Annotated in this window: 18 protein-coding genes; 11 read left to right on the plus strand and 7 right to left on the minus strand. The window is 48.7% G+C overall.

The genetic code is table 11. The features are described 5' to 3' along the window. Positions 1-9: 9 nt before the first annotated feature. Positions 10-1,713: a M23 family metallopeptidase gene (locus P8P30_04695; protein MDG1286845.1), complete on the minus strand. Its 1,704-nt coding sequence runs from the start codon at positions 1,711-1,713 to the stop codon at positions 10-12. Positions 1,714-1,857: 144 nt separating this feature from the next. Here P8P30_04695 and pyrF point away from each other — a divergent pair, with 144 nt between their 5' ends. The 3 genes from pyrF (at position 1,858) to rimM (ending at position 3,588) form a co-directional block, all read left to right on the plus strand. Next, entirely contained in the window at positions 1,858-2,547 is a 690-nt protein-coding gene (gene pyrF / locus P8P30_04700; protein ID MDG1286846.1) for an orotidine-5'-phosphate decarboxylase, read from the plus strand. A gap of 70 nt (positions 2,548-2,617) precedes the next feature. Continuing rightward, on the plus strand, positions 2,618-3,058 hold the full coding sequence (gene rpsP, locus P8P30_04705; GenBank protein ID MDG1286847.1) for a 30S ribosomal protein S16: 441 nt from the start codon (positions 2,618-2,620) through the stop codon (positions 3,056-3,058). Between the two features lie 17 nt (positions 3,059-3,075). Then, positions 3,076-3,588: a ribosome maturation factor RimM gene (gene rimM / locus P8P30_04710; protein ID MDG1286848.1), complete on the plus strand. Its 513-nt coding sequence runs from the start codon at positions 3,076-3,078 to the stop codon at positions 3,586-3,588. 87 nt (positions 3,589-3,675) lie between these two features. Here the strand turns inward: rimM and gatA are convergent, their stop codons facing one another. Both gatA and gatC read right to left on the minus strand, forming a co-directional pair. Continuing rightward, positions 3,676-5,157, minus strand: a complete 1,482-nt coding sequence (gene gatA / locus P8P30_04715) for an Asp-tRNA(Asn)/Glu-tRNA(Gln) amidotransferase subunit GatA (protein MDG1286849.1) — start codon at positions 5,155-5,157, stop codon at positions 3,676-3,678. Positions 5,158-5,160: 3 nt separating this feature from the next. Continuing rightward, the gene (gene gatC, locus P8P30_04720; protein MDG1286850.1) at positions 5,161-5,448 is read right to left on the minus strand and encodes an Asp-tRNA(Asn)/Glu-tRNA(Gln) amidotransferase subunit GatC; all 288 of its coding nucleotides are present in this window, start codon (positions 5,446-5,448) and stop codon (positions 5,161-5,163) included. Between the two features lie 56 nt (positions 5,449-5,504). Between gatC and ruvX the strand changes: the two genes are divergently transcribed. The 8 genes from ruvX to P8P30_04760 all read left to right on the plus strand — a co-directional run bounded on the left by ruvX (position 5,505) and on the right by P8P30_04760 (position 14,780). Then, positions 5,505-5,960 (plus strand): Holliday junction resolvase RuvX, encoded by a 456-nt coding sequence (gene ruvX / locus P8P30_04725; protein MDG1286851.1) that lies wholly within the window; start codon positions 5,505-5,507, stop codon positions 5,958-5,960. Continuing rightward, the gene (gene plsY / locus P8P30_04730) at positions 5,957-6,583 is read left to right on the plus strand and encodes a glycerol-3-phosphate 1-O-acyltransferase PlsY (protein MDG1286852.1); all 627 of its coding nucleotides are present in this window, start codon (positions 5,957-5,959) and stop codon (positions 6,581-6,583) included. The genes ruvX and plsY overlap by 4 nt, the downstream gene beginning before the upstream one ends. A 2-nt stretch (positions 6,584-6,585) precedes the next feature. Then, complete coding sequence (gene dprA, locus P8P30_04735) at positions 6,586-7,728, plus strand: DNA-processing protein DprA (protein ID MDG1286853.1); 1,143 nt, start codon at positions 6,586-6,588, stop codon at positions 7,726-7,728. Beyond that, positions 7,725-10,313 carry a type I DNA topoisomerase gene (topA, locus tag P8P30_04740; protein MDG1286854.1) on the plus strand — a complete coding sequence of 863 codons (2,589 nt, stop codon included), beginning with the start codon at positions 7,725-7,727 and terminating at the stop codon, positions 10,311-10,313. The genes dprA and topA overlap by 4 nt, the downstream gene beginning before the upstream one ends. Beyond that, on the plus strand, positions 10,314-12,398 hold the full coding sequence (gene rnr / locus P8P30_04745; GenBank protein MDG1286855.1) for a ribonuclease R: 2,085 nt from the start codon (positions 10,314-10,316) through the stop codon (positions 12,396-12,398). 42 nt (positions 12,399-12,440) lie between these two features. Continuing rightward, the gene (locus tag P8P30_04750; GenBank protein ID MDG1286856.1) at positions 12,441-12,776 is read left to right on the plus strand and encodes an ETC complex I subunit; all 336 of its coding nucleotides are present in this window, start codon (positions 12,441-12,443) and stop codon (positions 12,774-12,776) included. Between the two features lie 111 nt (positions 12,777-12,887). After that, the gene (locus P8P30_04755; GenBank protein MDG1286857.1) at positions 12,888-13,178 is read left to right on the plus strand and encodes a DUF2610 domain-containing protein; all 291 of its coding nucleotides are present in this window, start codon (positions 12,888-12,890) and stop codon (positions 13,176-13,178) included. Positions 13,179-13,187: 9 nt separating this feature from the next. Further along, a complete protein-coding gene (locus P8P30_04760; protein ID MDG1286858.1) occupies positions 13,188-14,780 on the plus strand; it encodes a hypothetical protein in 1,593 nt (530 codons plus the stop codon). A 6-nt stretch (positions 14,781-14,786) separates the two neighbouring features. Here the strand turns inward: P8P30_04760 and P8P30_04765 are convergent, their stop codons facing one another. The 4 genes from P8P30_04765 to P8P30_04780 all read right to left on the minus strand — a co-directional run bounded on the left by P8P30_04765 (position 14,787) and on the right by P8P30_04780 (position 20,558). Next, positions 14,787-17,363, minus strand: a complete 2,577-nt coding sequence (locus tag P8P30_04765) for a TRAP transporter permease (protein MDG1286859.1) — start codon at positions 17,361-17,363, stop codon at positions 14,787-14,789. A gap of 41 nt (positions 17,364-17,404) precedes the next feature. Continuing rightward, entirely contained in the window at positions 17,405-18,466 is a 1,062-nt protein-coding gene (locus tag P8P30_04770) for a TAXI family TRAP transporter solute-binding subunit (protein ID MDG1286860.1), read from the minus strand. Between the two features lie 75 nt (positions 18,467-18,541). Beyond that, positions 18,542-19,012, minus strand: a complete 471-nt coding sequence (locus P8P30_04775) for a MarR family winged helix-turn-helix transcriptional regulator (protein MDG1286861.1) — start codon at positions 19,010-19,012, stop codon at positions 18,542-18,544. A gap of 10 nt (positions 19,013-19,022) precedes the next feature. Then, a complete protein-coding gene (locus tag P8P30_04780; protein ID MDG1286862.1) occupies positions 19,023-20,558 on the minus strand; it encodes an ATP-binding protein in 1,536 nt (511 codons plus the stop codon).

Genomic DNA, 20,558 nt, shown 5'->3' on the forward strand with positions numbered 1-20,558 from the left:
ATCCAAAACCTATCTTGAGGGGGCATTGCTTGCGATATAGGTGTTCACGAGGACACGACCTTTGCCACTTTCATCGGTAATACACGCTTTAGGATCATAAGATTTATCAACCAGCGAACCGCTATATTTACCATTGCCATCAGAATCCGCGCGCAGTTCATAATGGAGGTGGTTTCCGGTGGAAACGCCTGTTGTGCCCACGCCGCCAATATCTTGCCCCATTATTACTTTACTGCCTTCAAACACTTGAATATTTGATAGGTGATTATACAGACTGAAATTACCATCTGCATGCTGGAGAACAATTTGATTGCCCCAGCCGCCATTCCAGCCACGATTCACCTGATGAACCACGCCATCAGCGGATGCGAGTACATCGGTGCCAGCAGCGGCACGAATGTCCAATCCAGTATGAAGTTTCATGACATGGTGGACAGGGTGCATTCGCATGCCATATTCGCTACCCGTGGTAACGGTGACGTTCGGATCAACCGGCCATGTATGTGAAATGCCGCTCAGGCAATCCGCCGAGTGAGGCGGGTGGTAAGGAATTTGTGTTTTGGTGCCAGCTTCAAATGGAACATTAAACTTCTCGCCAGCGAACATATAGTCAGAAACACGCGTTCTGCCATCGCTTGCATCCCAATCACCAATGCCACCATGTTCTAGGAAGGTTTTGACTCCGCCTACGCCACCTAGATGGGCGCCACGAAGGAGGCCACCTGGGGTGACTTTGAAACTATTGCCATGCCGATCTTCAAAGGTTTGACCTATATAATCATCGAGTTCATAATAGATAATATCTTCCCAATTAGATTGCATTAATTCCCGCACTGCTTGTTCTTGAACGGCGGGATTGTTTTTAAAATCTTCGGTGCTGTTAATGCCAAGTGCCTGTGCTTTCTCTGTCCACATACCTTCCCAGCTATTGACTTTGGTCCATTCCATTCCCTTTGTGTATCGCCAGTTTGTTTTATCAACTGGGGTGCCGCTTTCATCCGTCCAACTGTAATAGCCTGTCTCCACCATTGCCGGTTCACCAAATTGATACTTGCCGACAAAGTGTTTGCTATTCTCGGCTTGATACAAGCCTGAAGCTCTTGATTCGTCATCTGCGAGGTCCTCTAGGAATTTCTGATATTCTACATCTCCAGGTACATTGAAGGTATGAGTGCCGTAAGCATGGTCGCTGTAATTGTGGCTGCCACCAAAGCTGACATTCTCAAACAGCGAGGTTAAGAATATGCCGGTCACGCTCCCGATAATACCGGTAAGTGCCGCGCGTTTGAAGCCCGTTTCGATGACGCCGGCCATATCAATATGTTTGGCTTTCGCTAGATCTTCAGGGGTTGGGTTATCGGTGCGCTTATAGAGCTGATCGACACGGCGGGTGCGCGCTCGGGTTTCTTGATTAAGGCTACGTCCGACGCCGAGTATTCCTGCGGTGAGCATCGCGGCAGCAATTCCGGCTAAAACAGGGAATGCCATGGTCACGAGTGCCTTCGCGGCGATAAAGGTTCCGACAGAGATGACGAAGTCGACCGGGTGGTCGCGCATGTATTCGAGTGATTTGGTGATTGCGCGGCCTAGCGAGACAGGGCGAGCCTGCACTTTGGAGGCATCAGACACACGTAAATCCATCGGGCGTGGCTTGTTTTGGCCCTGCTCCATACGCTGTTTCCAGCTCGGATTTTGTGTCGTAGATACATTCATACTGTTACATTATACGAAAATCGGGTTACGGTTTGATGACGAAACCCTTAATAAAGCGTGAGAAATTAAGGGTTGCGGCGGCTTTTATTGCCTGTCATAACCTGATTTAAGAGAAAACACTCCAACACAGGGTGAAAGAGAACGATGCACAATCCAATTTTAGTGGCCATTGATACGGTCGATTTAGAGAAAGCACGCGGCTTAGCGCGGTCTGTCGCACCGCATGTGGGCGGCATTAAACTGGGCTTAGAGTTTTTCGTCGCCAATGGTGCGCAAGGCGTTAATTACGTTGCGGGTGATATGCCGGTGTTTTTGGACCTGAAATTCCATGATATTCCCAATACGGTAGCCGGTGCTATTCGTGCGACAGCGGGTATTAATTGCTTCATGATGACCGTTCATGCCTGTGGGGGCGGCGATATGATGCGTGCGGCAAAAGAAGCGGCATTGAGCTTGCCTAACTCGCCGAAGATCGTTGGGGTCACGGTGCTGACCAGTATGGATCAAGCCGATTTAGGCAGGGTAGGGGTGGATAAACCGGTTGAACAGCAAGTGCTAGATCTTGCTGACTTGGCAAAAGATAGCGGTTTGGACGGGATTGTTTGTAGTCCGCGCGAAATTTCTGCCCTTCGCGCACGTATCGGTTCCGATTTTACACTCGTAACGCCGGGGATTCGTCCATCAGGAAGCGCTAAGGGCGACCAGAAGCGCATTATGACGCCTAAAGATGCGGTGGATGAGGGGTCAAATTATCTCGTTATTGGCCGCCCAATCGCGCAAAATGCGGAGCCTGCACAAGCGGCCGCCGATATTTTTGCATCAATATCGCAATAAAAGGCTTTATTTCTCTGGCTAAGAGTGCTATTTGCACCGTCTTGAAATCTATAAAACACTTTAGGTAATTATGTCTGTTAAAATTCGTCTAGCCCGTGGTGGCACCAAAAAACGTCCTTTCTACCGTATCGTAGTCGCTGATGTGCGCTCTCCGCGTGATGGTAAATTCATCGAGAAATTGGGTACGTTTAACCCATTGCTTCCTAAAGAGAACGAAGCGCGTTTGGTGATTGACCTTGAAAAGGTGAAAACATGGATGAGCAAAGGTGCTCGCCCAACAGAACGTATGGAAAAAATCCTCGTTGCCGCTGGCGCAATGGAGCCCGTAACTGACTTCGCTATTAAGCCGAAGAAAGACGTGAAAACTCCAGGTAAGCAAACGCGTGCAGAAGATCGTGCGAAGCTAGAAGCAGAAGCAGCGGAAGAAGCAAAGAATGTAGCAGCTGAAGCTGCCGCAGCACCGGCTGAAGAAGCAGCACCTGCAGAAGAAGAAAAGCTAGCTGCTGAATAAGCTGCTGCTTTTAATCTATGTCTGATTCGAAACGTGTATGTGTAGGCATTATTGCGTCTGCTCACGGCATACGTGGTGGTTTTAAAGTTAAAAGCTTTACTGAGGTTCCAAACACGATTTTTGATTTTACCGACCTCTCCTTTGAAAAGGGTGATGCTGCTGAGCTGAAAGCGAATGGTGTAGCGGGTGGAGCATTGCTTGCGACGATGGCAGGTGTTAACGACCGCAATGATGCAGAATTGCTAAAAGGCAAAAAGCTATACGTTACGCGCGAAGTCCTTCCAGAGCCCCCTGTCGATGAGTTTTACATGGAAGATATGCTCGGTTTAGATGTTAAAATCGCCGATGGCCGTGTGGTCGGGAAAGTCATCCAAGTCGCCAATTACGGCGCGGGCGATGTGGTTGAACTGAAGTTCAATAACGGTACCGAAGAAATGTACAGTTTCATCGATGAGAATTTCCCAGAAGTAGATATCAAAGCTGGCACTATTACCTTCAACGCGCCGGACGTGATTGAAGCGAAGAAGTAAATTCGTCATCTTCAGGCTCTCGGCAGCCTGCCCCGTCACAAGTACGGGATAAACTCCAAGCGGGTAATGGGGCGGCCTCAGGTTTTCTTAAGCTGCAACTTTTGCCGGTTTTGCGTTAAACTGAGCTGCTTGCTCCAGTGCGCTGGCGACTTTGAACATGGTCATTTCGTCGAATGCTGGGGCGAGGACTTGAAGGCCGAGGGGTAGGCCTTGGCTATCGAGTCCAGCAGGAATTGACATGCCCGGTAAGCCCGCAAGTGAAGCGGGAACCGTAAAAATATCGTTTAAATACATAGCGATAGGGTCATCTTGTTTTTCACCAATGGCAAATGCGGAAGACGGTGCTGTTGGTGTAAGGATGGCATCCACTTTTTCGTAAGCTTTAGCAAAATCTTGAGCGATGAGGGTGCGAACACGTTGCGCTTTTTTGTAATAAGCATCGTAATAGCCAGCGGAAAGCACGTAAGTTCCAATCATGATCCGACGTTTGACTTCATCGCCGAAACCTGCTGCACGGGTCTTTTCGTACATGGCATCAAGGTTGTCGCCTTTATCCATCACGCGTAAGCCGTAACGCACGCCATCGTAGCGTGAGAGGTTGGAGGAGCACTCTGCTGGTGCAATCACATAGTAAGTCGGCAGAGCGTATTTTGTGTGTGGAAGCGAGATATCAATAATCTCCGCGCCTTGCTCTTGCAGCCATTTAGCGCCTTGTTGCCAGAGTGCTTCGATCTCAGATGGCATGCCATCCATACGATATTCTTTCGGAATACCGATCTTCATGCCTTTAATGTCTTTGCCAAGATGGCTGGCGAAATCTTCCACCAGACGATTAGCGGAGGTTGAATCCATCTTATCGTAGCCGCTAATGGTTTGCTGAACGATCGCTGCATCTTCGACTGAACGAGCGAACACGCCGGCTTGATCAAGCGAGCTTGCGAAGGCAATCGTGCCCCAACGTGAGCATCGGCCATAGGTAGGTTTCACGCCAACAATACCGCAGAAGCTGGCAGGTTGGCGGATGGAGCCGCCTGTGTCGGTGCCGAGCGCTGCAGGCACTAAGCCTGCCGCAACTGCCGCAGCGGAGCCGCCTGATGAGCCGCCGGGTACGCGGTCTTTGCCGTCGCCGGCGTTCCACGGGTTGATGACATTGCCGTAATAGCTGGTGATATTGGCCGAGCCCATGGCGAATTCATCGAGATTGGTTTTGCCGGGCATAACCGCGCCAGCATCCCATAGTTTTTGCGTGATTTTTGATTCATATTCCGGCGTGAAACCGTCTAGAATATGTGAGCCACCAGTGGTTAATACACCTTTGGTACAGAATAAATCTTTGATACCAACGGGTACGCCGGTCATATCGGTTGCATCCCCTGCGGCAATGCGGTCATCGGCCTTTTTGGCACCTTGAAACGCTTGCTCATCGGTGATGGTGACAAAAGCATTGAGCTTATCGTTGCTTTTATGGATCTTCTCCTGCGTCGCGTGGGCGAGTTCAGTCGCGGTGAAGTCTTTATTTTTAAGGCCGTCGCGAAGTTCGGCAACGCCAAGGTTTGTCAAATCAGTCATAGTCTATTCCACTACTTTCGGCACGACGAAACAGCCATAGTCATTGGCTGGAGCGTTCTTTAAAATTTCATCTTGATAGCCACCGTCAGTGACTTCGTCTTTCCGCATAGGCAGGTCCATCTCGCACACGGAGGTCATTTGCACGACACCCTCGGTGTTTACTTCTTGCAACTGCTCAATCCAGCCGAGAATATTATTGATCTCGCCAGTATAATGTTCTGCTTCGGCGTCGCTTAGGCGAATGCGCGCGAGATTTGCGATTTTGAATGCCTCTTTGGTCGTAATAGTCATGAGCGTCCTTGCAATTTTGCTGGTATAGGCACTGTTTTTAATGCATTAGACTCCACATGCAACCGCTTAACGCACAAGAATTTAAAGAAAAAACCATTGCCGAGGGAAGATTGCTTTCTATCGATCACGGTAAAAAGCGAATTGGCTTGGCGATTAGCGATATTTCACGCGAGTATGTGAACCCGCTAGAGACGCTGGCTCATCCGAAATTTGCCGTCAATGCGCAGACGCTTGCGAAGATGGTGAGCGAGCATCGTGTGGCTGGGTTCATCGTTGGCTATCCGCTCAATATGGATGGAACGGAAGGGCCGCGCTGCCAGTCTGTCCGCCAATTTGTGCGGAGCTTGGAGGCGTATGTGGATATACCCATGCTACTATGGGATGAGCGCTTAAGTAGCGATATTGCCCATGAGCAAATGCTCGAAGGGGGCCTACGAGGCGCACAACGCGCAGGCAAGGTAGACAAACTCGCCGCTGGCGCTATTCTGCAATCCTATCTGGAGACATTATGAACCCGCTTGAAGTGATTATTTTTGCCATTATCGGCTATCTACTCGGATCCATCCCTTTCGGTTTGATCCTCACCAAAATGACGACGGGCGAGGATATTCGCAAAACCGGTTCCGGCAATATTGGTGCGACCAATGTGCTGCGTAGCGGGAAAAAGGGACTGGCTATCGCGACCTTGCTGATGGATGCGGCGAAAGCGTGGTTAGCGGTGTTTATCGCGATGCAATTTTTAGCCATGCGCGTTGAGCCGAGTTTGAATGAGTTCTATCCCTCTATTGCGGCCTTTGCTGCAGGCTTTGGCGCGCTGATTGGACATATGTATCCCGTATGGTTGAAACTTAAAGGCGGCAAGGGTGTCGCTTGTTATTTTGGTATGCTGTTGGGATTAAGCCCGATTGTCTTTTTCATCGCTGGCAGTATTTGGCTATTAATGTTTGCGGTTAAGCGTATTTCGTCGCTCGCAGCGTTGATAACTATTAGCTTTATTCCTGGCTGGATGTTTGTGTTTGCGGACGCGATTGGTGCGATTTTCTTACTTGTAGCGAGTTTATTGGTGGCATGGCGCCATCGCGAAAATTTTGCTCGTTTGCGTAAAGGGGAAGAAAAACCCTTTGGTAGTAAATAAGCATGAATTCACTGGCTGAATTTCCGCTGATTGATTGCCTGCAGCTCATTCGCAGTGAGAATGTGGGGCCGGTGACTTTCTTTAAATTGATAGAGCGGTTTGGCTCGCCGGCTTCGGCGTTAAGAGCGTTACCTGATATGGCGAAAAGGGGCGGCATGAAGCGTTCGATCGCGATTGCACCACGTGCCAAGATTGAAAAAGAAATGGCGCTGACGGAAAAATTTGGCGCACGCTTTATTCGCTATGGTGAAGATGATTATCCGAAACGACTCGAACAAATTCATGCGGCACCTCCAGTGCTTGTGATGCGCGGGGCTGCTAGCTTGTGGCATGATGGCGGTAAATGCGTCGGCGTGGTCGGTTCGCGCAATGCCTCGGCGGCAGGCTGTAACCTCACCAAAAAACTGGCACGTGAATGCGGTGAGCGCGGGCTTACGGTCGTATCTGGTCTCGCGCGTGGGATTGATTCCAATGCGCATCAGGGATCGCTTGCGAGCGGCACAGTGGGTGTGATTGCAGGCGGCATTGATAATGTCTATCCGCCGGAAAATAAGATGCTATTTGATGCGCTAGCGGAGCAGGGCGCGATTATTAGCGAGCAGATGTTCGGTGCTAGCCCGCAAGCGAAAAACTTTCCGGCACGTAATCGCATTATTGCCGGCATGTGCGCAGGCTTGTTAGTGGTTGAAGCGGCGCCGAAATCCGGCTCGCTCATCACGGCGCGCTATGCGTTAGAGCAAAATCGTGAAGTGATGGCGATTCCCGGTTCGCCGATGGATCCACGTAGTGCCGGCGCAAACAAGTTGATTAAAGACGGCGCGGCCCTCATTCAATCGGTTGATGATATTTTAGAAGTAATGCAGCGCCCGCTGCAGTTGGCCGAAGAGAATCAGCCTGCCTTCGATTTCCAAAAAACACCGCAATCGCTCGAAAGTGACATTGAAAATGCCCGTGCACAGATCCTTTCATTGCTCTCTCCCGTCGCGGTTGAAGTGGATGAATTAGTAAGGCAATCGCAAATTCCGCTTGCGGTTTTGCAGCAAGTGCTATTAGAGCTAGAGCTCGCAGGGCGACTTACCCGTGGTTTAAACGGCACCGTCGCATTAAATATGAGTGAAGAATCAGTTGAGGAAAATCTATTGTGAGTAACCATCTAGTCGTTGTTGAGTCCCCCGCTAAAGCGAAAACGATCGAAAAATATTTAGGTAAAGATTATACGGTTTTAGCCTCTTACGGCCATGTGCGTGACTTGCCGAGTAAAGATGGTTCGGTTGACGTGGCCAATGATTTCGCCATGACTTACGAGATTGATGCGGATTCGAAAAAGAAAATTGCCGCGCTGACCAAAGCCGCTAAAGGCATCGACACCCTCTATCTCGCGACCGATCCGGATCGTGAAGGAGAGGCTATTAGCTGGCACGTGCTTGAAGCTTTACTTGCGAAGAAAGCGATTAAAAAAGACACACCGGTTAAGCGTATCGCTTTTAATGCGATTACCAAATCAGCTGTGACCAAAGCGATTACGGAGCCACGCGAGATCGATATGGATCTCGTCAATGCGCAGCAAGCGCGTCGTGCGTTGGATTATCTGGTGGGCTTTACGCTATCACCGATTCTATGGCGTAAACTTCCGGGTAGTCGTTCAGCAGGACGCGTGCAATCGGTTGCGTTACGCCTGATTTGCGAACGCGAAGGTGAAATCGAAATCTTTAAGAACCAAGAATATTGGGACATCACCACTGGCCTATCCACCGATAAGATTAAGTTTGATGCGAAGCTCAGCAAGTGGGAAGGCAATAAGCTCAAGAAATTTGATATTAATAACGAAGCCCAAGCCAAAGAAATCTCCGCGATTTTGGAAGGCCAGCAGAGCACTGTTATTAGTGTGGATGAGAAAGAATCTCGCCGTAACCCTTACGCGCCGTTTATTACTTCGTCTCTGCAAATGGATGCAAGTCGGAAGCTCGGCTTTGGTGCTAAACAGACCATGCAAGTCGCGCAGAAGCTCTATGAGCAAGGCTTAATCACCTATATGCGTACCGATGGTGTGACGGTGGCTCCTGAAGCGATCGAAGCAGCGCGTAGCTGGATTGAGAAAGAAAAAGGCAAGCAGTACGTTCCCGAGAAACCGCGTTTCTATAGCAGTAAAGCCAAAAACGCGCAGGAGGCTCACGAAGCCATTCGCCCAACGGACCTTTACAAAACGCCGAAAGCTTCTGGCACGAGTGGTGAGCAATTTAAGCTCTATGAGCTCATTTGGAAGCGTATGATGGCAAGCCAAATGAACCCCGCTGTGTTCGACCAAGTAGCGGTGGATTTTGAAACGGTTGATAAAAAAGCTGTGCTCCATGCAACGGGCTCGGTGATGAAGTTTGACGGCTTTCTCTCGCTCTATATTGCCGGTAAAGATGATGATGCCGAAGGCGATGATAATGATCGCCGCCTGCCTGCGATGAAAGTTGGCGATGCCGTGCCGATTGAAACCGTGACGCCCGCGCAGCATTTCACACAGCCGCCCCCGCGTTACACCGAAGCAAGTTTGGTCAAACGTTTGGAAGAACTCGGCATTGGTCGCCCTTCCACTTACGCCGCAATTTTGGCGGTATTGATTGACCGTGGTTATGTGAATTTAGACAAAAAACGTTTCACGCCAGAAGCACGTGGGCGTATTGTGAGTGCCTTTCTTGAGAGCTTCTTTTCCCGCTATGTGGAGTATGATTTTACGGCTGATATTGAAGAAAAACTCGATTTGGTTTCTGACGGAAAGCTCGATTGGAAAGATTTGCTTCGCGACTGGTGGAAAGATTTTATCGTCTCCATTGAAGCCGCCAAAGAAGTGCCTAATCCGAAGATTTTGGAAGAAATCGATCGTCTGCTTGTACCCTTCCTTTACGGGACTGAAAAAGACATTGCCGAAGCACGGAAATGCCCGAAAGATGAAGGCGATTTAAGCTTGAAGACCGGTAAATTTGGCGCGTTCTTAGGCTGTTCAAATTACCCGGAATGTAAATTCACGAAGCCTATCGCGGCGGAATCGGATGAAGCGGATGAAAGCACCATTGCGACCGATGGCCCACAAAGCTTGGGCGTGGACGGTGAAACCAAAAAGGAAGTCTTCCTCAAAAAAGGCCCTTACGGATTCTATGTGCAGCTGGGCGAAGATGCGAAAGGCGAAAAGCCAAAACGCGGCAGTTTGCCAAAAGGTAGCATGCCCGAAGACATGAACCTTACCCGCGCGCTAGAGCTTCTGGCACTGCCGCGTGACGTTGGCTTGCACCCTGAAAGTGGCGAGATGATTACCGCCGCGATTGGTCGTTTCGGTCCTTATCTCAAGCATTTAGGGAAATTCGCCTCGATTGATCCGGAAGATGATGTTTACACGATCGGTATTAACCGCGCTGTGACGGTGATTGAAGAGAAGAAGAAAAAAGGCTTCGGCCCTGAAGCGCTTAAGAATCTAGGTGAGCACCCAGATGATGGCGGCGCAATTGAAGTCATGAAAGGCCGCTACGGCCCTTACGTGAAGCATGGAAAAGTCAATGCGACCCTACCAAAAGATATGGATCCGCAAACAGTGACAATTGAGCAAGCGCTTGAACTAATTGCCGCCAAAGCCAAAGCGCCGAAAAAGAAAAAACCGGCGAAAAAGAAAGCCACTGCAAAGAAAAAGCCGGCGGCTAAAAAACCAGCAGCGAAGAAAAAAGCTCCAGCAAAGAAAGCGGCAAGCTAATTGGCTAAAGCCAAAAATAGAAAACCTAGTAAAAAAGGTAAATCGCGCGCGGCACGTCGTGATAAGCCGCCGCATTTACCTCCGGTTATTATTGCAGAGGTGATTGAGCTGAATAAGCATGGGGAAGCGATTGCTATCCCGGCTGATTGGCGTGACGAGCGCCGTCGTCCGCCGCGTATTATTTTGGATAATGAAAAAGGTCCTGCGGTGGGGGATTCAGTGTTGGTGAAAATCTCCGTCATTGATGCGCATAGCTATAATGGGCAAGTGTTGAAAATTCTTCCCAAGCGCCCGTCGCGCACGGTGGTCGGGGTATATCAGAATACGAAGCGTGGCGGTTTGTTGGAGCCGGTGAATCGCAAACAGAGACAAGAATTTTTCATCGCGCATGGTGATGAAATGGGGGCGGAATCCGGTGATTTAGTGGTGGCTGATGCCATCGCGCGTGCGCGCGATAAGCAACTCGGCCTGCCTTGCGCCAAAGTGATGCAAAATCTCGGCGATATGGATAATCCGAAATGCTACAGCATGATCGCGATTTTCAATCAGGAAATCCCGGTCGATTTTCCAACAGAAGCGATTGCGCAGGCGGAAGCAGCGGTCGATCCTGTGCCGGAAGGTCGCACGGATTTACGAGACATCCCGCTTGTGACGATTGATGGTGCAGATGCACGTGATTTTGATGATGCCGTCTTTGCCGAACCTCATGGTGATGGTGGCTGGCATGTGCTGGTAGCGATTGCCGATGTCGCACATTATGTGCAGCCTGATTCACCGTTGGATAAAGAGGGCTTAAATCGCGGTAACTCGGTTTACTTCCCAGACCGTGTCGTGCCGATGCTGCCTGAGGCGCTCTCAAATGGATTATGCTCGCTTAACCCAGACGTAGATCGTTATTGCTTGGCCGTGCATCTCTATATTGATGCGGAAGGCGCGCTGACGAGTCATAAGTTTGTGCGCGGTATCATGCGCTCGCATGCACGCCTAACCTATGAACAAGCGCAGGATATTTTCGATACGAAAAACGGTGAAATGCTACCGGAGTTGAGCTATCTCTACGGTGCCTATGCGACGTTGCTGCAGCAACGTGCGCTACGTGGTGCGATGGATTTGGATCTACCCGAATATAATATCATTATGGGCGAAGATGGCCATGTTGATAAGGTCGAAAAACGCATGCGTTTGGATAGCCATAAGCTGATTGAAGAATGCATGGTGACGGCCAATATTGCTGCTGCTCTCACATTAGAACAGAAGTTGCTACCGGGCGTTTACCGTGTGCATGAGCCGCCATCGGAAGATAAGATAAGCGATGCGCGTACTTTCCTTAAGAGCATGGGGTTCTCGCTGAATCCAACTCCTGTGGTCAAAGATTTTAATAAGTTGATCGGTAAAGCGCGTGGAACGCCGATGGAAGCATTGCTGAGTGGCGCGATTTTACGCAGTCAAATGCAGGCGAAATATTTGCCGGAGAATCTCGGACATTTCGGGCTGGGTCTTACGCATTATTCGCATTTTACATCACCGATTCGCCGTTATTCAGACCTTATTACGCATCGTGCAATTTGTGCGCATATTGCGGGCGAAAAGAAGTTCGTGGTGGGGCCCAAAGATGAAGCATTGGCCGCGATGGCGGATCATATCTCTACGACGGAGCGTCGTGCGATGGTGGCCGAGCGCGAGGCACGTGATCGATACATTACGGCTTTTATGGCCGATAGTGGTGATGCAGAGTTTGAAGCTTATATTACCTCGGTCGGTAATTATGGTGTGTTCGTGACGCTGGCGAATACCGGTGCGAGTGGGCTTATTCGCATGAGTGATCTGGGCCGTGATTTCTATATGTATGAAGAGAAGCTGCATTGCTTGATGGGGCGCGATACCGGTCAACGCTTCCAATTAGGGCAACGTTTGGTGGTGAAGTTAAAGCAGGCTGATATTCAGCTGGGTAGTCTCAGTTTCCGCCTGATAAGTGCCGATGAGCCGCCTGCGATGGAGTTTACATCTCCGCCACAAAAGCCTCGCGGACAGCGAAATGGTGGCAAAGATAATAAAAAATTTCAAAAGCGGCGTAAAAAGCGTTAGAAATTGTGGATTCCAGCTAAGAAAGCGTGTTATTTAGAGTCTATGAAACGTTCTGCCCTTATTTACCGCCCCTCGAAGTCAGCCATGCAATCTGGTACGCGCAATATGAACCAATGGAAATTGGAAATTCGTAGCGACAGTGAGACATTTGTTGACCCAACGATGGGTTGGATTGGTGGGGTGGATACGACGCGCCAATTGAATATATCATTTGATACTCATAAAGAAGCGGTAAGTTATTGTGAAAGTAAGGGAATTTTCTGGTCTGACGCCACGCCGAAAGAGCGTAAGTTAAAGCCAAAATCCTATGCGAATAACTTTTCAACGGGCAAGCGCCGTTATTCGGATCTCGCCATGGCTAAGAAAATCGATCTTTAAAGTCACAATTTTTTCCTAGAAAAGTCAGTTTTTACTGATTTTGGTCATACTTCTGTAACCTTTCGCTGCTACTCTGAATCTATAGAGAAGAGTAACAAGCGAGATAAGAATATGAAAAAGTTCAAAATTCCATGTGATTTCAACGGCCAGAAGGTTCCGTTCGATCTGTATGTAGGCGAACCGCGTGATGATCGCCATCCACTTGCAAACCAACAAAACTGGCTCTCAACTGAGCGCGGAGGCTCTATCCCTAAAGAGGTGATGGATAGTTTCGATAAATTGCATAAAATCGCGATTGAAAATAACGTAAGCTTTGAAGAACTCTGCATGTACGCGCTAGGCAGCGCGGCTGAGGGTGAAGGCGATGCTGCACCAGCCCAAGAGCCAGCAGCAGCGCAGTAGTAGGTCCTTATGCCATATAGAGAAGAATATGATGACGGCTATGATGGTTTAATTTTAGGAACCAAGCCTGGCGATATTCCAGGTGAGACGAGTTTTGGGACCGACGCTTCACAGGATTATGATGATGATATTGAAGATTCCTTAGACCGAAGGGTGAGCCGAAATACTCATCGTGGTCATGTACGTAGTAGCATGAACTCAACGGATGGAATTGGGCGATTTATTTTACCCAAAGCGCATCGTGATGCAGCGACAGGCACTGCCCGCATCAGTTACAACGATCATTTAGATATTTACCGCGATCAAAAACAGAATATCTCCTATAATCCCATTCAATATAAACTCTTTGATGGAGAGATTGCTGATCAGCTGGGGCGCTCCAATCGCCACAATGGATTAAACAAATCTAAACACCAATATTATGAGGCTTACGAGCCGGTACGTCAGAATGTTGCTGTATTGCGTAATGCGCTTTACACGGTGTATTTTCCTGATGGGGAATATGATGCTAATGATCCGAAAGACCGCGCCAAAGCCGTTAAAATTAACCAAATAGGGCGCAAACTTGCCCATAAAATGAAATGGGAAACGCGTTGGCAGCTAGTTAAAAATGTTTTGACCTTGGGTATGGCTGGAGAAAGTCACGCCTCAAAGCATTTCGGTCGATTTGGTGAAGAACATTTCGGCGCGCAAGCGATGTATGACATGCTCTATCGCGATCAAGAGTCATTTAGCTTAAACCCCTTTAGGTGGATACAAGGCAAAACCCATTCTCGTGATTGGGATTTGCCACATCCAGAAGATTCCCCCTTTTCTGATAGAGATATGCACGAAGCGATGCAAGATGAGCGGCGTGATGACAGAATGGGGTTACACCGTTCAGGACCAGAGCTTTGTGGTGAAGCGCTAGAGATTGAAGGCATTGCCGCTGCGCTTAAAGCAGGTGCGGCACCCAGAGGTGTAGTGCAAATGAGCCAAGAGAAGCGTAGTGAATCCGTCGAGCTAGGGCGTGAAATCCTACGTAAACTCAAAGAAATTAATGCAGGTCGTTCAGATCGTGCACATGATGGCCTAGGTACCGAGCGTGAAGACATAGAGCGTGCGCATATGATGCATGGCCTAGCAGAGAATTATCTGGAACTTTATAACGACCTTTTATTGCAAGACCCGTCTATCAAACATGATTCTACTTTTGAGCGTGCACGTTTGGCGATCGGTAAACTTGGGCATTTAACCATGCTAGATGCGATGAAGAATGCCTCTTCCCCAGAAGAGAGAAAAGAACTTGAAGCGGCTTATGCTGCCTTGCCAGATGAATATAAGCAAGTACGTGATGATAATGAGTCAGACCTCGTACGTGATGTAGAAGTGGCGATGGAAGAGATGGGAAAACGTCAGAATGTTGGACGAACCGTTGATCCTAGCGTGAGGTCACGTGCGCAAGGTGCCGTTAATGATATGCATAATACGATGAGCAGTGTGCGCATCGGCGCCGCATCGCGCAACATTAACCTTGTCAATATGGCACGTGAAGTTAACCAGATGAACGAACAAATGGGCAGAGATACCCCATCAGCCGCTGATTTAAGTGCGCGGCGTTAGTAAGTTTTAAGCGTGCTTATTACTGCGCTTCATTTGTATCCACGTAATCAATCCTAGCAATAAGAATGCCGGAATATACGGCCACTCACGCCTCGGCTGTGCTTGTGGGATACCCACTTCCAAGATTTGATTATCCATGAAGAACCCAGCCTTCTCAGCAGGGCTCATGAAGGTCGTACTATCGACAATCGCTGCAGAATCCTCATAACGCATCGTAATGCCTTGCTGCGCGAGGCGCTCTTGACCGGTCGCCGTTTGCGCGCCCATAGGAAGCATGACGAAATGTTCAACAGATTCACCAATGGCATCCTCCCCTTTGATCTTGATGCGAAGCTCAGCATCCGCAGGCAATTCAGTAATCGCCTGTTCAATCGTGTTAGGTTCCACATAGCCATACGGGGGGGAGATCATATCGATCCACATGCCCGGGCGGAATAGCGTGATCGAAACAAGCAAGAGTGCCAGAGACTCCCACAGCTTGCTACGTATGATGAAATAGCCCTGAAGCACTGCCGTCAGCAGCAGGATCGCAGTGGTCGCATAGAAGAAGACCCAGATGCCATGCCCGATACTCTCAACACCGATCAATAGGATGTCGGTATTGAATAGGAAAATGAAGGGTAGGATAGCCGTACGGATAGAGTACCAGAAGGCTTGCAACCCCGTTTTGATCGGATCTCCACCCGATACGGCGGCGGCGGCGAAACTCGCTAATCCGACGGGCGGTGTGACGTCCGCCATAATGCCAAAATAGAATACGAATAGGTGAATCCCGATGAGCGGTACAACCAAGCCATGCTTTGCGCCAAGCGTTTGAATCACGCCGACCATAATGCTGGATACGACGATATAATTCGCCGTGGTTGGTAAACCCATACCGAGGATAAGGCAGATAATCGCGGTGAGTATTAGCACCATAATGAGTGAATCACCGGCAAGGGAGTCGACGATTTCTGGCATGATGTTGGCCACACCGGTGAGCGTGACCGCACCGACGATGATACCCGCAGCCGCGGTGGCGATTGCGATACCGACCATGTTGCGTGCACCCATCTCTAAGCCATCACGCAAGTCAGCGAGGCCGCCTTTAATGGCAGTGCCATAATTTTCCGTTTTGCGGAAAAATGCGATGAGCGGGCGTTGCGTTAGTAGGATGAAGACCATCATCACACTTGCATAGAAAGCCGATAGGCCTGGTGATAGACGTTCAATCATCAAGCTCCAAATAAGCACGACGAGTGGAAGCAAGAAATGCAGACCGCTCATGAGCGTTGGCTTAATATCTGGTAGCACAACTTTTGGATCATCAGGATTGTCCAGTTCGAGTTCTGGATAGGTCGTGGTTAGTTTCAATAAGAATGCATAGGAGCCGAAGACCAAGGCTGCGATGACAAAAATGGCATTATCACCTGCCATTTCCTTGATGAAGTTCAGCGCGTAATAAATAACACCACAAAGGATGACGAGCGAAGAAATAGTAATTCCCCAGCCAATCAGGCGCTCTTTCATGCTTGGGTTATGCAAACGTGGCAGCGGTGGAATACCTGACTTCAGCGCCTCTAAATGCACGATATAAAGCAAGGCGATGTAAGAAATAATCGCCGGCAGAAATGCATGGCGTATGACTTCAATGTAGGGAATATTGACATATTCGATCATCAGGAAGGCCGCAGCCCCCATCACCGGTGGCATGATTTGCCCATTGACTGAACCCGCCACTTCAACCGCACCGGCTTTCTCAGCGCTAAAGCCAACACGCTTCATCAAGGGGATCGTAAAGGTTCCTGTTGTGACCACATTAGCGATCGAAGAACCGGAGATAAGACCGGTAAAGCCCGAAGCGAGAACGGCGGCTTTCGCAGGACCACCGCGTAAATGACCCAGTAAAGCAAAGGCAGATTTAATGAAGTAATTCCCGGCACCGGCTTTATCGAGCAATGCGCCAAAGAGGACGAACAGGAACACAAAATCAGCCGATACACCGAGTGCGATACCGAACACACCCTCCGTTGTAAGCCACATATGGGAGGCGACTTTGGTAAAGCTTTGGCCTTTATGCGAAATAAGGTCAGGCATATGAGGGCCCGCGAAGATATACGTAAGGAAGACTCCCGCGAGGATAACCAATGGCCAACCTAACGTACGGCGCGTTGCTTCAAGCAAGAGAACCCCGCCAATGCAGGCGCTGATCAGATCCCATTGATTCGGAAGCCCAGAGCGGTTTGCGAGTTCTTGATAAAAGACGAACAGATACATGGCGGCACCGGTGCCAAGGATCGCGAATACCCAATCGAGCGCGGGCACATAGTTGCGTGGCGAGCGCTTGCTGGCAGGATAGGCCAAGAAGGCAAGCAATAGGGCGAAGCCTAAATGCCAAGAGCGGTATTGATTGCTGTTTAGAACTGGTATGCCGAGTGTCTTGTAAAAGAAGGGATCATAAACCAAAGGCGATGCCACCCAAAGCTGGAAGAGGGACCATATAACGGCAACCCATAAAAGTAGCCATGAGGCGAGACCTTTTGGGTCACGTGCTCCACCATCTTGCTCTAACAATAACTCCGCTGATGCGTCTGATTGACTCATGAAAATACCTAAGGTTTAATTCGAATGATTGCGTGAAATGCTTATTGGTTCGCGGTCGCTTTTGCCGGAACTTCAGCAAGGGCTTCAGCCGGTATAACAGCAGCGGCGTTGTTCAACGCTTTTGCCTTATCCAGTAAGCCGGCCTCTTTGAAGTAGCGATGTGCACCATCATGCAAAGGTGCTGTATTGCCGTCAAAGAGCATTTTTTCAGGTTCCAACGTTGAGAATACTGGGTGAAGTGTTTTGAAATCATCAAAGCGTTCAAAGACTGCTTTTACCGTCTCATAGATCAATTCTGAATCAACATCTGCGGAAGAAACGAAAGTGGCTTTCACGCCAAATGTCTTCGTAGTTTCATCATTGTTCTTATACATGCCACCTGGGATTTCTGCATAACTGTAGAACGAGTTTTCAGAAACGAGTTTATCGATTGGTGCACCCGTGACATGGATTATTTTCGTATCACAGGTAGAGGTTACTTCCTGAATGGCACCGTTAGGGTGGCCTGCGGCGTAAACGATGGCATCAACTTTATTATCGCAAAGCGCTTGACCTTGCTCCGAGGCTTTAAGCTCCGAGACCAGTGCGAAACTATCGCGTGTCCAGCCAAAAGCATTCATGACTTCTTCCATCGTGGCGCGCTGGCCCGAACCTGGGTTCCCGATGTTAACACGTTTGTCTTTTAGGTCCGTGAAGCGACTAATTTTTGCATCCACGCGCGCGATAATGGTGAAAGGCTCACCATGCATTGCAAAGACAGAGCGTAATTTATCGAATTTGCCTTGAGGTTCAAAGTTGCCCGTGCCGTTATAGGCGTGATATTGCCAATCCGATTGTGCCACACCGAGATCTAGCTCGCCTTGGCGGATGGCATTGAGGTTATAAATAGAGCCACCGGTCGATTCGACCGAGCATTTAATGCCATGTTCTTTGCGTTTGATATTGACCAAGCGGCAAATTGCCCCCCCAGCTGGGAAGTAAACGCCGGTCACCCCTGCGGTGCCAATGGTAATAAATTTACGTGCGGCCTCGGCCTGTCCTGCAATACCGCTGATGAATAAAGCGCATGCAGTGAAAACAATGGTCTTCGTAAAGAAGTTCATTTGGTAGCTCCCTGTTTTTTAGCTGGTCCATCATCGGCATTTCAGGGGTATTTGTCAATGATGCAGCAAAAACCCTTAGAAAATGCGTTTCATTTCAATGATGCAATTTGCCCAAAAGCTCTCCAATTGGATCAGAGTGAGGTTGGTTTCTTTGAGTCTTTCTTCATTCACGCGGCGGGCGACGAAGTCAAGGCTCGTCTTATCGTAGAATGCTTCAATTTTCTCGCAAAGTTTGAGACCTTTATCGGAGAGGCGTACTTTGCTGGAACGTTTATCATGCACGGCCTGCTCTTGGACTAAATAGTCAGATTCGACTAGCTTTTTGACGTTGTAAGAAACGTTGGAGCCTAGGTAATATCCGCGATGAGTCAGCTCGCCAATGGTTAGCTGATCGTCGCCTATATTATAGAGAATAAGGGTTTGTACGTTATTGATATCGTCGATTTTCAGTGTTTCTAAGTGGTTTTTGATCACGTCTAGAAACTGACGGTGTAAACGTTCAATCAATAGGATTGACTCTTGATAGGTCGCTTTAGGGTGTTGCATACTATTCTCCTTATTCAGCTGACAGTTGTTCTTCAGCCTGAGGGGCTTCCTCACTTAGTTGTTTAATGTAAACAGGGTTGGCAAGAAAATGTAGTGTTACTTGCGTACCTTTGCCTTTTCGACTGTTGATCTTGATATCACCTTCATGCAGATCCATCAGTTTTTTCGTTAGGGGAAGTCCGAGACCCGTTCCTTCATATTTTCGATTCAGCCCGCTATCAATTTGGCCAAAACTTTGGAAGGCGGTTTCGATATCATCTTCAGACATGCCTATGCCGTTATCTTCAATATGAATGAAGAAGTCTGTCACTTCGCCCACCATCATTGAAGTATCAAGATTAATATGGACGTCGCCGCCTCGGTCTGTGAATTTAACCGCGTTTGATAAGATATTCAGAATAATTTGAATTAGTCGCACACGGTCCGCAATGAGAAGTGGAGTTTTGCGAGGGACATGATTATGGATTTTGACATTTTCCTCAAGTGCACGTTCCTTGATCAGCGTAATGCATTTCTCGATGGCACGTGAAAGATCAACCTCTTCAAACCTCAAGTTTAATTTACCTGCTTCCGCTTTGGATAGATCGAGGATATCGTTAATGATATCTAGTAAATGGATACCTGACTCATTGATATCAATCGCATATTCTTTGTATTTTTCACTCCCGAGCTGTCCGAAGAGCTGGTTGGTGATAATGGAAGAAAAACCGATAATCGCGTTCAGCGGTGTCCGTAATTCATGGCTTACATTGGCTAGGAAGTTGGATTTTGCGCGGTTTGCATTCTCGGCGGCTTCTTTTGCGTTAAAGAGTTCGGTGTTTTTGGCGAGTAATTGCTGCTCACGCATATCAATCTCATCAAGCATGGTGTTAAAAGCAGTATAGAGGTTCGCAATTTCATTGTCGGGGGATGCATTGGGCAAGTGAGGTGCCCGCATACTGTAATCGCGTTTGAATGAAATTTGCTTGGCGACACTGGCAAGTTCAATGATCGGCTTAGATAGCATGCGCTGAAGAATCATTGCGAGAATATAGGCGATCGCGAAGGCAATCGCGACGGACAGAGCAAGCCATTTCACTTGGCGTGTAAGGAAGGCTTCAATTTTACTGCGATTCGCTTCAACAAAAAGATGACCCGCAGTCTCCCCGTAAGCAGAAATATTGTAGGTGCTGTGGAAGAAGTCTTCGGTTGGGATAAGGTCGTCCATATTACCAGGACATGAACTATGAGGAGTTCTGGGCAGATAAGTGGCAAAAAGCATTTTTTCGACATCGTAAAGGCAGGCGCGTTGCACCTCAGCCTGCGATGCGAAAACCTGTAAGTTTTTATTAGCATCAACCTGGACACCAAAATCAACGGCTGCTTTGTTACGGTCACCTACGATGCGCGTAGAATTATCCAGTTCTTCTTGGAAATTCTGTTCCAAATTGATAATACCAATAATCGACATAGTGACGGTCGTCACGATAATCGTGACGAGTGAGATCAGCAAAAGCGCAAGGGTCATGCGTCGTTTGATTGAAATATGGTTTAAAGCGGAGCTCAT

The organism is Rickettsiales bacterium, from assembly GCA_029252805.1.
Classification (GTDB): Bacteria; Pseudomonadota; Alphaproteobacteria; order Rickettsiales; family JALZUV01; genus JALZUV01.